Source organism: Desulfohalobium retbaense DSM 5692, assembly GCF_000024325.1.
Lineage (GTDB): Bacteria > Desulfobacterota > Desulfovibrionia > Desulfovibrionales > Desulfohalobiaceae > Desulfohalobium > Desulfohalobium retbaense.
Map to the genome: position 1 here is coordinate 826,929 of NC_013223.1, position 13,934 is coordinate 840,862.

Annotated in this window: 15 protein-coding genes; 2 read left to right on the forward strand and 13 right to left on the reverse strand. The window is 58.8% G+C overall.

Translation table 11 applies throughout. The features are described 5' to 3' along the window. Positions 1 to 91 precede the first annotated feature (91 nt). The 6 genes from DRET_RS03460 to kamA form a co-directional block, all read right to left on the reverse strand. Positions 92 to 253 carry a hypothetical protein gene (locus tag DRET_RS03460; protein ID WP_341830648.1) on the reverse strand — a complete coding sequence of 54 codons (162 nt, stop codon included), beginning with the start codon at positions 251 to 253 and terminating at the stop codon, positions 92 to 94. A gap of 80 nt (positions 254 to 333) precedes the next feature. After that, positions 334 to 642: a hypothetical protein gene (locus DRET_RS03465; RefSeq protein ID WP_015751143.1), complete on the reverse strand. Its 309-nt coding sequence runs from the start codon at positions 640 to 642 to the stop codon at positions 334 to 336. Between the two features lie 183 nt (positions 643 to 825). After that, positions 826 to 1,293 carry an acyl-CoA thioesterase gene (locus DRET_RS03470; protein WP_015751144.1) on the reverse strand — a complete coding sequence of 156 codons (468 nt, stop codon included), beginning with the start codon at positions 1,291 to 1,293 and terminating at the stop codon, positions 826 to 828. A gap of 29 nt (positions 1,294 to 1,322) precedes the next feature. After that, positions 1,323 to 1,430: a hypothetical protein gene (locus DRET_RS14005; RefSeq protein ID WP_279614525.1), complete on the reverse strand. Its 108-nt coding sequence runs from the start codon at positions 1,428 to 1,430 to the stop codon at positions 1,323 to 1,325. A 226-nt stretch (positions 1,431 to 1,656) separates the two neighbouring features. After that, entirely contained in the window at positions 1,657 to 2,493 is an 837-nt protein-coding gene (gene ablB, locus DRET_RS03475; protein WP_015751145.1) for a putative beta-lysine N-acetyltransferase, read from the reverse strand. Beyond that, entirely contained in the window at positions 2,480 to 3,802 is a 1,323-nt protein-coding gene (gene kamA / locus DRET_RS03480) for a lysine 2,3-aminomutase (protein ID WP_015751146.1), read from the reverse strand. Before kamA ends, ablB begins: the two co-directional genes overlap by 14 nt. Positions 3,803 to 4,208: 406 nt before the next feature. Here kamA and DRET_RS12880 point away from each other — a divergent pair, with 406 nt between their 5' ends. After that, entirely contained in the window at positions 4,209 to 5,057 is an 849-nt protein-coding gene (locus DRET_RS12880) for a lipase family alpha/beta hydrolase (RefSeq protein ID WP_015751147.1), read from the forward strand. Between the two features lie 73 nt (positions 5,058 to 5,130). Here the strand turns inward: DRET_RS12880 and DRET_RS03490 are convergent, their stop codons facing one another. The 4 genes from DRET_RS03490 to DRET_RS03505 all read right to left on the reverse strand — a co-directional run bounded on the left by DRET_RS03490 (position 5,131) and on the right by DRET_RS03505 (position 9,085). Further along, positions 5,131 to 5,517 (reverse strand): CoA-binding protein, encoded by a 387-nt coding sequence (locus DRET_RS03490; RefSeq protein WP_015751148.1) that lies wholly within the window; start codon positions 5,515 to 5,517, stop codon positions 5,131 to 5,133. A 171-nt stretch (positions 5,518 to 5,688) separates the two neighbouring features. Then, positions 5,689 to 5,970, reverse strand: coding sequence for a hypothetical protein (locus DRET_RS03495; protein WP_015751149.1), 282 nt, complete (start codon positions 5,968 to 5,970; stop codon positions 5,689 to 5,691). Positions 5,971 to 6,093: 123 nt separating this feature from the next. Further along, positions 6,094 to 6,918, reverse strand: a complete 825-nt coding sequence (locus DRET_RS03500; protein ID WP_015751150.1) for a potassium channel family protein — start codon at positions 6,916 to 6,918, stop codon at positions 6,094 to 6,096. Positions 6,919 to 7,726: 808 nt separating this feature from the next. Continuing rightward, positions 7,727 to 9,085, reverse strand: coding sequence for a sigma-54-dependent transcriptional regulator (locus DRET_RS03505; protein WP_015751151.1), 1,359 nt, complete (start codon positions 9,083 to 9,085; stop codon positions 7,727 to 7,729). Positions 9,086 to 9,267: 182 nt separating this feature from the next. Between DRET_RS03505 and DRET_RS03510 the strand changes: the two genes are divergently transcribed. Beyond that, positions 9,268 to 9,573 (forward strand): hypothetical protein, encoded by a 306-nt coding sequence (locus DRET_RS03510; RefSeq protein ID WP_015751152.1) that lies wholly within the window; start codon positions 9,268 to 9,270, stop codon positions 9,571 to 9,573. Between the two features lie 11 nt (positions 9,574 to 9,584). Here the strand turns inward: DRET_RS03510 and DRET_RS03515 are convergent, their stop codons facing one another. From DRET_RS03515 to DRET_RS03525, 3 genes are all read right to left on the reverse strand, one after another. Then, positions 9,585 to 9,989: a winged helix-turn-helix transcriptional regulator gene (locus DRET_RS03515; protein ID WP_015751153.1), complete on the reverse strand. Its 405-nt coding sequence runs from the start codon at positions 9,987 to 9,989 to the stop codon at positions 9,585 to 9,587. 318 nt (positions 9,990 to 10,307) lie between these two features. Beyond that, complete coding sequence (locus tag DRET_RS03520; protein ID WP_015751154.1) at positions 10,308 to 12,701, reverse strand: PEP/pyruvate-binding domain-containing protein; 2,394 nt, start codon at positions 12,699 to 12,701, stop codon at positions 10,308 to 10,310. Then, on the reverse strand, positions 12,701 to 13,738 hold the full coding sequence (locus tag DRET_RS03525; protein WP_015751155.1) for a glycosyltransferase family 4 protein: 1,038 nt from the start codon (positions 13,736 to 13,738) through the stop codon (positions 12,701 to 12,703). The genes DRET_RS03520 and DRET_RS03525 overlap by 1 nt, the downstream gene beginning before the upstream one ends. Between the last annotated feature and the right edge of the window lie 196 nt (positions 13,739 to 13,934).

Consider the following 13,934-nt stretch of genomic DNA (forward strand, 5'->3'; position numbering starts at 1 on the left):
GAACAATCTCCGGGCTTTTTGCGTGTGACGTCAGGCTTGACCCCATTCGTTCAAGGGGAATCGTTCTGGCCGGGACAGGGGATGCCCCTGGTCAGGTATTGATCTTGGTTCCCTTGGCCGTGAACCCCTTGTGGACCATTTTGATGAACAATCCCTTATCGATACCTACAACCTGTCCACAGCGGCAGCAGACCTTGTCGCCGTCGGTCTCGTAGGAAAAGACCTTTGTAATGCGGTCTTTGTGGCAGCGCAAAAGTTCCCCTTGGCCGTATTTTCGGTATTTCCAGAGTTTTTGCCGGCATGCGGCACATTTGAGCGTGAGCATGGACTGGTTCAGGACTGTTCGCTGTCCGAAGGGGTTTCCTCAGGGAGGTGGACCTGGGGCAGGTTGATGTCTTTGTACAGGACCCACAAGGCCAGCAATTGTTTTACGCCCATATCGGCCATGCGCAATTGGTCCTCCTGCGACCCCTGCTCAGCCATTCGGCTCATGGTCATCATCCATTCCCGGGCCAGGCGGAATTCCTCGGAGATGCCGCGGAGGATGTCTTCGTAGCTCTGTGGGGATTGGGCGTACAAGGCGTCGAGGTGTTGGATCGTTTTGGTCACGTCCTGGAGGGAAATATCTTCAATTGCGGCCATGGGGCCTCCTTTGGGTGGTTTGGATGGTTAGACAGCGTTGCAGGGGATCATTTTCGCTTTTGATAAAGGCGGGCAGGATGGACCGCGGGGCCGCCTGCGAACGCAGATCCACCAACGGGGTGGCGCAGGAGTTCGAAGCAGGCTTCGCTCTTGCAGGCGGGACCGGCGCGAGGCGAAGGGGGGTCAGCCTTTTTTGCCGCCGAGCCGTGCTTCGCGGCGTTCATTGGCCTCACGCATCCGGCGCCGCTCGTCGTGGGTCTCTGGCTGGAGCGGGGGCACCCCGGTGGGGTGGCCCTCTTGATTCAGCGCCACGAAGGTCAAATAGGCCGAGGCGCAGTGGCGCAGATCCCCGGTAAAGAGGTCTTCAGTCTCCACCCGGACGCCGACTTCCAGAGAGCGTCGTCCGACCCCGTTCACACTGGCCTTGAGAATGAGCAATTCGCCAATCTTGGCCGGGATATGGAAATCCAGGCGGTCAATGGAAGCGGTTACGGCGTTGCCCCGCACATGGCGGATGGCCGCTACGCCGCCGGCGGTGTCGATGTGCTTCATGATGACGCCGCCGTGAATGGAACCGGCCGGGTTGGCGTCCTGGGGCAGCATGAGATGGCACATGGTCACGGCGCTTTCGGCAATAGTTTTCGGGCGCATAGCGGACTCCTCGTCGGGGGCGGAATGGGTCATAAACGGTCACAAGGGACATTGGCCAAGCGTTCTTCCCACAAGTCGTCGATCAGGGCCTGCATGGCCTGAGGGGAGAGGACAACGCCGCAATCCTTGCAGCGCAGGGAGACATGGCGTCAGTCTCGGATAAGGTCTACGGTTCCTCCGCAGTGGGGGCAGCAGGCCGCATCGTGTTGGGGTGGTGTATATGGTGTGCTGAACATGGCCGCAAAATAGGGAAAAGCGCGGGTGGATGCAAGGCGCCGGGGAAAAGAGCAAGCGGCCGCGTCACCTGAGGGTGACACGGCCGCTCACATCGTGCGTCAGCCGCGGTAAAGGCCGCTGCCGGTATCAGAGTTGTTTGTACCAGATGTTCATGCTTTCAAGTTTCCCGGCGATATTGGTGTTGTTGATCAGTGTTCCGCCGTAAGCGTACCCGGCCCGGGCAAAGGTGATGTTCATGCCGAAGGAAACGGCCCGGGCGATGGTGTAGGCTGTGAGCAGGCCGGCTTCGCGCATGGCCGTGTCCATATGATCGAGGAGAAATCCGGCCAGCCCCTTGCTCCGGTACTCGGGAAGGGTGGCGAAATCGGTCATTTCCACATTGCGGGCCGCGGCATCGATCTCAGACGAGGAAAGGGCCACTAAACGCTGCCCGTCGAAAACCCCGAAGTATCTGACATGGCTGTGCATGGTTTCCCTGATATAGGTGGGGTCGTGGATCGGGAAGGGATAGGAGTCGAATACCGTATCATAGAGTTGGGCCGCTTGGGCGGCGTGCTCTACACCGAGTTCCACCGCTGCAAGATCCGGCTGGGTCGCAGGGACAGGCCCATTCTGCTTGGCTTCAGCGGCTTCGAGGACCTCTTGCAGCCGGTGCTGGTCGGTGGCTATCCCTCGCCAGCTGGCCAGGAATTTTCCGAGAAAGACCGCTGTTTCCTGCCCTTCATAGAATCTAGGCACACGACCTTCTTCCAGGTATCCCTGCTCCAGAAAGCCGTCGCGAAAGCGCTCCGGAACCTTGGCAAAGATCTTTGAATAGCCGTGCTCTGCGGCGAGGTCGTCCAAATCAACGACGATCCCGGGGAAGTCCCCGGGATCGAGTTTCATCAAATAGATGCGGTCGTTCAATGGCCCGTGCTGGAGTCGGCTCTGGCCTTTGTATTCGAGCACATCAGTCGTCGCCATTGTCGTCCCTCCGCTCCAGCCGTTCCGTGTCCTGGGGCGTCAAACTGCAGGTCTCATCCCAGTCGGAAAGGAGTTTTTCAATACCGATCGCCCGGTACTCCTCAGCGTCGGAGAGTTTCAGGGTCAGATTGCAGTTGTCGCAATCCCGGTCGCAATAGGTGACCTGATAGCAATCCGGCTCTGTATAGGTGGTGATGACCCCTTCGTAGTTACGCAGGATGACCTTGTTCGTGCCCCAGGAGACGATGTAGTTGGGCATGACCGGGATCTTGCCGCCGCCGCCCGGGGCGTCAATGACGTAGGTCGGCACGGCAAACCCGCTGGTGTGCCCAATGAGGCTCTCGATGATCTCGATGCCCTTGCCCACCGGCGTGCGAAAGTGGGTCAACCCCTCGGAGAGATCGCATTGGTAGAGGTAATAGGGGCGAACCCGGTTCTGGACCAGCTTGTGGATCAGGGTCTTCATCAGGCGCGGGCAATCGTTGACCCCGGCCAGGAGAACGGTCTGGTTGCCCAAGGGGATGCCGGCGTCAGCGAGTTTGGCCAGTGCCTTTCGTGAGGACTGGGTCAATTCCCGAGGATGGTTGAAGTGGGTGTTCAGCCACAAGGGGTGGTGTTTTTTGAGGATGCTGACCAGATTGTCCGTGATTCTGTAAGGCAGGACCACCGGCATGCGGGATCCGATGCGGATGACCTCGACATGCTCAATGGAACGCAGCTGCCCCAGCAACCAGTCGATCTGATGGTCCGGGAGCATAAACGGGTCACCGCCGGAGAGCAGGACGTCCCGGACCTGCGGGGTATTCCGGATATAGTCCAGCCCGGCCTGGAGGTCGTCGCGACAGGGCACGAAATCCGAGTCGCCGACCTTGCGTTTCCGCGTACAATGGCGGCAATACATGGAACAGGTATTGCTGACATGAAAGAGGACCCGATCGGGGTATCTGTGCGTAATACCTGGAGCAGGGCTGTCTTCATCTTCGGAAAGAGGATCTTTCATGTCGTGAACGGCAATATCCAACTCATCGGGTAAGGGTATGGCCTGTTTGAAAACTGGATCATTTTCATAGTCTTCTGTATCTATGAGCGAAAGGTAATACGGGGTCACAGACATTGGAAATATTTCCATTGTCTTGGCGTATTGCTTCCGTTTTTCAGGATCAAATTCAATATCTAAAAGTTTTTCAACTGTCGCCAGGTCTGATATGGAATGCCGTAACTGCCATTTCCAGTCCGTCCAGTTTGATTTTGTAGCTGTTGGAGAGATTTTTTCTGCAATTTCTTGCTGTTGTTCGCTATAAATTTTCATCGCTACTCCTTGTCTTCTTTTTAAGGATACAACGAACAATATGTGCTTTTTGCGTTTGTGTCAAATTGGGATCAAAATTTGTGTTTTTCGTGTAAATAAAAAGAAATCGGCGTTTGCGGACCTCAGATTGGCCTTATCCTGAGTGAGCGGAGCTCAGTTTAGCTCACCGGCGCTCATCGCGACTCCTGAGGCTCGAGAGCGGGGTGGAGATTGTCTGTTCAGTCAATTTTTTTGCCAGTCGCTGCCAGGGGCTGGAGCAATTGGGCTTCAGCGAGTGCAAGGCTTGAAAGGACGGGGCGTGGGGTATAGGCCGGGGCTGGTATTGGGCAGCGTCTGGACGCGGTCCAATCCGGTGGTATGTCCAGGATGAGTGCAATCGGGAAAACGGGAACACCAAGGAGTCGATGTGGTGGGCTTGGCCGGGGCTATTGTGGCAGGGTTTTGTTTCGTCGTGCTGATAAGTTATGGCTTGTGGGGTTGGTTCTATTGGCAGGAAGAGGGGACAGGTTCCCAGTCTTTCTGGCGGGTTTTCGGCTGGGGGGCGGTCAGTGCCCTGGTCGCCTGGCTCTTGACGCTGTTCACCTATCCCTTCGGGATGGTGGGATGGGGGTGCCGGGGACGGATTTCAGGCCAGGGGGAACACCCCGTCCTTGTGCTGATTCATGGCGTCTATCACAACAAGATGGCGTGGTGGCTTTTCCGTTTCTGGCTCAAGCGGGCCGGGTATAGCGAGGTGATAACCTGGTCCTATGGGAGTTGGAATCGGGATTTTTGGACCTTGAGCCGGGCCCTGGCCACGGATTTGCGGCAGATCGGCCGCCAGGCAGGCGGGCGGCAGCTCATCTGTCTGGGCCATAGCATGGGCGGGCTGCTGGTTCGGGCGGCCCTGGCGCAGCCGGACAACAGGGACCCAGAGGCGGTGAAGCTGGCAGGCGTGGTGACGCTGGGGACGCCGCACCAAGGTAGCAAATTGGCCTCACTGGGCTGGGGCGGGCTGGCCCGCAGCCTCTCCTTCCGGGGGCGATTGATCGCTCAGCTGGAGGCATTGGAGCACCAGAGTCCCTCCCGGTTGGGACGGGCCGTGGCCCTGGTCTCCCCGGCGGACAATATGGTCGTGCCTTCCACAGGGCTCCTTCCTGCAGTCGGGCAATGGGAGGTGCGCTGGACCCGCCCTGTAAGTCATATCGCCATGCTCTACAGTCCGAGTGTTTTCAGGCAGGTGCGAGGGGTCCTCGACGATCTCAACGGTGTATAGGGGCATGACACTCGGCCAGTGTCGAGAGTGCAAGGGGGCAAGAGAAGCCCCGGGCTGCATCTGACCGCCTACCTTACTGGGATTCCAGGTCGAACTGGTTGCTGCGCAGCATGACCAGCGTGCATCCGATAACCACCGGGATGCCAGCGGACTGAAACGCTTTTTGGGCCTCCTCGGATTCGGTTCCCGGGTTGAGGATAATCCGTCTGGGCGCCAGGGTGGTGATTTGCGCGACGAGGGGGGTGAGCCGCGCCGGGCCGACATAGACGGTCAATGTATCCACCTCGCCCTCAACTTCGGCTAGGGAGGTCCGAACCGGGCAGCCCTCGATGGCCGTTTCCCGGGGGTGGATGGGGATCACTTCATGCCCGTATTCCTTGAGCATGCGCACGGCCTGGTTGGAATAGCGGTTGGTTTTGGGACTGGCGCCGAGAACAACGACTCGTTGAGAGTGGGACATTGCTGGAGTTCCTTTGGTTTGCACAGCCGGTTCAACAATTGCTCCATGGCAGGTAGCGGCATTGGCTTCCTGACGCAGGTGGATATCAGCCCGTGGCGAGTATGGGGCAAAGACTTGCAGATTCGTGGGGCCGCCATTTCCAATGCCCAAAAGAGGTCCTGGACGGGCTGGTTACGGATCCTGCTTGGCCTTTTCCTGCTGCTGCCGGTCACGTAGGACATAGTATTGCAGGACAAGCCGGCGTTGGTTGAGCCCCGTGTTCTTGGCGTAGAAGAACAAGATGGCCGCAAAACCGAGCAGTGAGCCGAAAAAAGCCAGTGCCGGCAAACCTTTGGCAATGAAAAGCATGCGCACTGCCAAGATGAGGGCAAGAATAAGTGCGCACAGTCCGATACTGTAGAGGACCATGACCAGGGTGCTTTCTCTGGGAAATCGGGAACGGGGACGAGCCATAGGATGTTCTCGTTTCTGGTTCGGGTTCGTGGGACAAGGCGCAGGGTTTGGTGAGCTGTTCCTGACCTCAGCAGGGTGCTCCCAACAGACCGAGCGAGCCGGAACGGTGAGGGCCCCTTTCGCTCAAGCCTGGGTCACGTCCGCCTGGGCGTGGGGATCAAAGGGGTTCAAACGAACAGCCAGGGAAAACAGATAGGGGTATTCCTGCTGGAGATGGGCCATGTAGTCTATCCATTGCGCCGCCAGCTGGCGGTAGACCCGTTGCAGGTCTCCGGCCAAATGGTTCAGATCGGTTGCGGGCGCCCCGGCCAGTTCCTCCCGGTGGGCGAGTTCGTCTTTGAGATGAAAGACCGCCCAGACGAGATCCGTCAATTGTTCATGCTCGATGAGATTGGGGTTTTCCAGCAATCGCAGCAGAAAACCGGTGTGTTCCAGAAGTACACGACGTGTTTGTTCCAGGTTGGAGGCCTCAGGAGTCAGAGCAAAATCGTAAGCAGCCAGACGGGCTTTAGCGATTTGGAAATCTTGGGCCTGCCATGTCTGGTCGACAAGGAGTTCAGCGCGTAAAGGGGCACTATGGTGGTCCATGGCCACACAGTGGCGTAAGAGGCTGGTCCCGATTTCGCTGAAAAATGTGCCGACCAGGATATTGAGCCGGCTGTGGCGCAGTTTCTTGTCCCGCCGGTTCAAGAGAGTGTCGGTGGCCGCAGAGACGACGCCCATGAAAGTCCCGACACCGGTGACCATCAGGCCGGCGGCGATCAATTTGCCCGTCGGAGAAGCGGGGTGGATATCGCCATAGCCCACGGTGGTCAAGGTGACAATGCAAAAATAGACCGCGTCGGCAAACTCCAGGTCCTCGGCAGCCATGAACCCGGCGATACTGGCCGCACTGACGGTTACGAGCAGCGCCAGGGAGAGTCGAAAACGGAGAGTGCTGTTGTCCATGGGCGGAGTTTATGTCCAGCCGTGCAGCGGGTCAAATCCGGCCGGCAACGGTGCAGGAGCAGAACCGGCTATGCATGCAATGCGCAGGGTCATGGCAGGAGCTGGCCTGGGCGCTTGGAGGGGGGCGGCCTGGTCCTGGAAGTGTTTCTTTGACTTAATATTCAGCGAGGTTTGGAGGCATAAAAAAAGGAGCGGCCAATCCGCTCCTTTTTATGGGGTAAGGTCATCAGGGGAAAGAGGAGGTTAGCCTCGCCGCCACATTTGCCGCGCAGCGTCATGGTCGCCGGCTTGGGCAAATGTACTGGCCATGGCCAAGAGATTGAGGAAATGGGTTAGGTGTTTCATACTGGTCTCCTTGGCAAATAGAGTGTGTGTGTCGTTGTACTTGTAGGTATCCAAGAAGCGTGCCAAGGCGACGGGGATGCAGCTGGCTCCCGGTTGGCGCGAGATTTGGCGGTTTTGGAGCGCGGGGAGGGCAGGCGGTGTTGTCTTTTGCAACTGTCCTGAGAGGGGCTTTTGGTCGCAAAGTCCGGGCGGTGGGCCCGGTTTGGGGTGTCTGTTGTTTTTTGCAACGCGTTGTTTTTTGCAACAGGGGTGGCCAGGAGGGGCTGCTCACTCAATCTTGCTCCTTTCCGCATTTCGGGTCGCCCAACGACTTGGGGAGTAGTTCGTATAAACGCGTGGTGAGGTGGTCCGCCAAGCAGCAGGCGGGGCCGGGAGAAGGTGCGTGGAGGCAATCTGTCTGGGATACGACGGGGCGGCCGATTCTCTGGAAGAGACCGTTTGGGCCTGGATTTGCCCAATTGGATCAGGAAGTCTCGTTCTGATTTTTGAGTTTGCGCCACAGGGTGGTGCGATCGATGCCTAAGACTTCGGCCGCTTTTTTCTTGTTGCCCCCGACAATACTCAGCACGTCCTCGATATATTGCCGTTCCAATTCCGCCAACGGCAGGAGATGGTCCCGGGTTTTGGTCTCGTATTGCAAGGCCCGGGGGCTCCTGAGGCGGCGGGGCAGATGGCGCCGTTCGAGGACCGGTCCGTCGCAGAGGACGATGGCCCGTTCGATGATGTTTTCCAGTTCACGCACATTGCCCGGAAATTGATAATGCTGGAGGATCTCGACAACTTCGTCCGAGAACCGTTCGATGGTTTTATTGAACTCCAGCGTGTATTTTTCCAGAAAGTAGCGGCAAAAAAGCGGGATGTCGTCGGCACGTTCCCGTAGCGGCGGGATGCGCAGGGTGAAGACGTTGAGGCGGTAATAAAGATCCTGGCGAAAGCCTCCGGCTTGAACGTCCTCCTGCAAGGGACGGTTGGTGGCGGCCAGCACCCGGGTGTCAACAGGGATCTCCCGGGTGCCTCCGATACGCATGATGCTTTTTTCCTGCAGCACGCGCAGGAGTTGGACCTGCATGGCCAGCGGCATGTCGCCGATTTCGTCCAAAAGCAAAGTTCCGCCGGCGAGGGCTTCGAAGACTCCCTTTTTAACCCGTTGGGCACCGGTGAAGGCCTCCTTTTCGTGTCCGAACAATTCGTTGCCGAGCAATTCCTCGTTCAGGGCCCCGCAGTTTACAGCCAAAAATTTTTGGTCGGCCCGCATACTCATATTGTGGATGGTCTTGGCCACCAATTCCTTGCCCGTACCGGTTTCCCCCAGGATGAGCACGTTACAGTCAAGCGGGGCCACCCGGGCGATTTCGCGCTTCAGGTTCTGCATCCGCGGGTTTTTGCCGATCAGGTTGGGCAGCGATTCCTTGTTACGGACCATGCTGCGCAATTCCTGGACCTCAAGGCGCAACAACCGTTTTTCCAGGGCATTGGAGGTCAGCAGCCGGACTTCATTGGGTTTATAGGGCTGGGCCATGTAATGGAACGCCCCTTTTTTCATGGAGGCCACCGCCCCCTCGACGTTGGGGGTGCTGGTGATCAGGATAACCTCGGTCAAGGGGGAGTGGCTCTTGATTTTTTCCAGGAGGTTGAGTTCCTGGTCCGGGGCCAGAGGGAGGCAGAGAATGACCAGGTCAAAGTCGCGACCGTCGAGATGCCGTTCCAGGCTTTCGAAGTCCCGGGTCGTGGTTACCGCATACCCGTCTTGCTCCAAAAGGGATTCGAGTTCCCTGTCGGTTGTTGCTTTTGCGCTAAGAAAAAGGATATGTATGCTTTGCATAAGGACCTTGTCCTCTTGGGCAATCGTCCCTCACGGTCTTGCGGGGGGACGGCGAGGGGGCGTTGGATTTTTCAAGCGCGTATGCCGACGATGTGCGGCAGTACCGGTGCGTCCAGAAGGAAGCAGTTGCTCGTGAACTCGGGTATTGAAAAGCGATTTGAACCGCCACCAAGGAGATGGAGATGGAACACGAGGAAATACAACAGATCTTTGAGAAGTTTTTCGAGAAGTACAGAAAACACGAAAGTGACGAGGACCCTAATTGGTCGGCCTATTGGACGGAGTTCACCGAGAAAGGAAAATTTGAAGTCCGCATGATCAAAGCGCCGGGGCGATTGACATTTTCTTTTTTCAATGACGACAGGAAACTCGCCGAGGTCGAAGGGTGGGACACCTTTTTCGACGCCAGCAAGTCTTTGGAGCAAGATGACTCAAACGGCTACGATGAAGCGCGTTTTTTTGCCGGCATGCAGGAGGCGGTCTCGTAAGGAACGTAGGGTTACGAGGTCGCGGAGCGCGGTGACGGAGCGGCCTCCTTCTCGACCGAGAACCGTTTTTCGTATTCTCCGCCCCAGCGGCACAATTGCCGCAAGACCGGCATGACGCTCTGGCCAAGCTCGGTCAAGGCGTATTCGACACGCGGCGGAACCTCGGCGTAGACCGTACGTTGAACCAGTCCGTCGGACTCCAATTCCCGCAATTGCTGGGTGAGCATCTTCTGGGTGATGCTGGGGATCGTGCGCCGGAGCTGATTGAAGCGCAAAACGGTTTCTGAGCCGAGATGCCAGAGCACGAGCGGTTTCCACTTGCCTCCGATGATCTGCAGGGCGAGTTCCACGGAGCAATAATAGGTCCGGCCCTGGCAGGATTTCAAGGCAGGCGGGTGGGCAGACGGAGCGGACATATCGGGGTCCTTTTCGTTTTAGACTGGAACTGCCCTTTGTTGCGGAGCATTCCGGAAGCGGCCTCCAGATCTGGAGCAGGGGGGATTGGCGTCCAAGACGTCAATATAGCCGAAAGGCGTTAGGTATGCAAAGCAGGGCACACCGCGTTGCTGGCGTGGGGTGGTGGGCGGGAAAGCTGGATCGCCCGGCTTTGGGAGCCTCGAATCTCTGCCGCGCCGCACGCGTGGTCCCGGAGCAAAGCGACACGAAGTGGTGGGAGCAGGTACGGGGCGTGATTGCTCCTGAGCCCAGGAGCCCCTTGGCCCAGGGTGCACGAGTCAATTGGGCGATGCTGGATCAGTGGCGATGGCGATGTGGCCCGTGGCGCCGTTCAAGCTCACCTGGGCGCCATCTGGAATGCGGGTCGTGGCCCGGTGCACTCCCACAACAGCGGGAATTCCCAATTCCCGGGCGACAATGGCGCAATGGCTGAGCAAGCCTCCCTCCTCGACAATCAACCCTTTGACCAGGCTCAACAGCGGCGTCCAGCCGGGATCGGTGTGCGCGGCAACGACGATGACTTCCCCCCTGAGCCTGACCTCACTCGGATCCTGGACGATCTGCGCGGTGCCCGAGGTTTGACCGGCGCTGGTCCCAATGCCTTGCAGCGATCCTTCCTGGATCATGAATTCCTCCTCAGCCCTCCCATCCGAGTAGTACACCGGGGCATATTCTGACTGCCTGTGGCGTTGAATGCGCTCTTCAGCCAGGCCAATCAATCGGTCTCGTTCTTCCGGGGAATGCACCAGTGTCTGCAATTCTTCCCGTGTGAGAAAGACAATATGCTCCCCCAGTCCTGTCTGTTTGCCAAGGCGCAGCAGGTGCCGGCGGAGCAAACAGAGATTTTTGTCCAGCACAAACCGGAGCTCCTCCCGTAAATCCAGAAAAGATCGGGTCGCGCGGAGAAGTATCCAGACAAATGGGCGCCAGAAAAGCGGTATCTGGCGCCACGCGTCGATGGAGGCCCGGGGAGCGTTCGTGCCGGAGCGCGGTTCTGCGCTCAAGGAGCGCAGAAATGCCAGAACCTGTCCCGGATCTTCCTCCCAGCGGGGCACGGTCAATGTCCGGTGGGGACTGCGACACCCATAGCGATTCATGAAATTGGCCAATTCGATCTGCAGCCATTGCGGAAGATTGAATCGCAGTCGCTCTATTGGTTCGGTCTGAAAGCGGTGGCGCAATGCCGGGTTGCGGGCGATGCGCTCGGCCAGAGTGCGCAGTGTACGCTCTATGCGCAAGGTCACATTGTCCCCGCGCTTGTTGAGCAGGGTCAGGAAGACCTCCTGGTTGAGGCCGAGCTTTTCTTCCAACACCCATTGCAGCGTCCAGGTCAATCCAGTGGCGTAGGCGTAAGGCCATTGGTTGCGTTGCTGGTTGCGCGCCAGCAGGGCCAGATCGGTGTCGATCGCCGCCAGTGATTGCCCAGGTGTTTGAACAGACCGTCGCCCTTGGCGGCGGAGTTTGCCCCCCATCAAATGGCGGTGGATCCGATTCACGAGGCCGCTGCTGAGCGGATTGGCCCACGGGTTGCCTGCAAAGAAAAGCAGAGCCCGCAATGAGCTGGAGACGACCCGGCTCCATTTGGTCGGGCCGAGATCCACCCGGCGGGAAGGCGGTACCAGGGACGAAAGGTTGCTTAGACGAAAATTTTTGGGAATTCCCTGGAGGATTGCAGTGATCCGTTCCGCGTTGACGTAGAGAAATCCATTGATGACGCGCACAGAAGGACGGGCAACGGGAATGCCTAGCCAGCCGGCGGCCCTGGAGAGGTCAAAGCGAGAGGCGTTTCGTTCCATCTCCCGGGCCAGGAAAGGGGTAAGCCGGTCGGACCATAAATCGTTGGCGATCTTGCGGGTCCAGAGCCCGGCGGGGATGCGCATGTCCTCGGGACGGATGGTCGAAATTGGCCGGGATTGCAAGAGCCAAAGGGTCCCCTCATGGTCCTCGGCCCATTCTATGTCCTGAGGGTGACCGAAGTGTTGCTCCAGGGTCATGGCCATGGCCCCGATCCGTCGCCAAGTCTCGTCGGCAAGGGCCACAGATGGGGTGTTGGACGAAGCCTCTTCGACCCGGACCGGTTCTTTGTCACGGAGGGTGGCCCGGACAGGGGAGCGCTGGCCGTTGACCAGCCCTTCTCCCAGCCCGTCCACTGCCTCGACAATGGTCTCGGCCCGGGCCGGGAAAAGCGGATTGCGACTAAAGGCGACCCCGGCGTGCCGGGCGGGCACCATTTTCTGGATCAGTACGGCTACCCAGCCGGCCTGGCCTGACCCCTCATGTTGATCCTGGTAAGCACGGACTTGATCGGACTCTTGGCTGCTCCAGCACGCTTCCACAGCGCCAAGGAGCGCTTGGGGGTCGCGAACGTCCAGCAATGTCGCATACTGTCCGGCAAAGCTGTGCTCGCCCAGATCCTCCCGGGTACCTGAGGACCGGACCGCTACCCCTGCATCGAGACCGAGGTGTTGTGCGGCCTGGATGATGCTTGCCCTGAGGCCGTCGGGCCACTTCTTTTCGTGATGGTAATAGCGGTGGGCTTGGACCGGGATGACCACGGCCGGAGGGATAGCGAATCCCTTTTCCCGGGCTTGGGCCAGATTGGCGCATTTGTGCCCGACATCGTCGGCCCGTGTGCTGGCAGGATGGTCAAGGGGGAGCCAATGGGCCGTCATTATGTATCCCTCGCCATCAGGGCGGAAGCATGTGACGCGGTCCACGGAACGAGATTGCGGACGAAATGGGCCGCCGAACGTGCCCAGGAGTAGCGCAGGGCCTGTTGACGGCAGGCCTCTGGGGTGCAGGTCAGGGCCTTCTCGACGGCGTGTTCCAGATTGGCATCGAGCCACCCGGTACCCCCCTGATCAATGATATCCGCTGGGCCCCGAACCGGAAAAGCGGCCACGGGAACGCCGCAGGCCATGGCCTCAAGCATGACCACCCCAAAGGTGTCGGTCTTGCTCGGAAAGACGAAAACATCTGCGGCAGCGAAGTGCGCGGCCAGATCCCGGCCCTTGTGGGCTCCGAGAAAGACCGCCTCGGGATAGCGCTCTTTGAGTTTGGGAAGATCCGGACCGTCGCCGACAACATATTTGGTTCCAGGAGTGCGGAGGTTGAGAAATGCCTCGATATTTTTTTCCACTGCCACACGGCCGACATAGAGCAGGTGCGGCCGCGCTCCGGGAAAGGTGGCCTCTGGATCGGGGTGAAAGAGGGCAGTGTCCACGCCACGGGGCCAGAGTTCCAAGCGGCAAAATCCCTGGTCGTGGAGTTCCTGCTGGAGTTGCGGCGTGGCCACCATCAATGCCGCTGAACGGGAGTGGTACCAGCGCATGAGGTGCAGAACAAAGCGACTCGGGATGGGGGAGCGCAGACTGACATATTCATCGAAGCGGGTCGTGAAGGAAGTGGTGAAAGGGGCGCCCTTTTGGACGCAATAATTGCGGCAGGACAGCCCCAGTGGCCCTTCGGTGGCTGCATGGATTGCTTCCGGCGCGAAGTCTTCCAAGAGATGGGCGAGTCGCTTTCGAGGGGCAATGGCCAGCTTGATCTGGGGATAGCTCGGGCACGGCATGGTCAGCGGAAACAGACCGGGATGGATGACCTTGACGCTGTGTCCAGCTTTTTTCAGTTCCTGGACCGTGTGTGTCAGCGTGGTGACGACGCCGTTTATCTGCGGCGGCCAGGCATCGGTGACGATGGCTATGCGCATGCGTTGCCTCGCTTGGAAAGTCAGACGTTTGGTGGTGGCAGACGTGCAGTATGGTGGGGCCTAGGTTGCCGGTCGTACCCCTTAGCGGTGGCGGGCTTGTGACGGGAGCGTGGCGGAATAGTGGAGTTGTGTCCCAGGGCATTGGAAACGTTTGGGTCCTCGTCCTGCAGCGGTTTTTTGCGGCGGGCGTGTCACG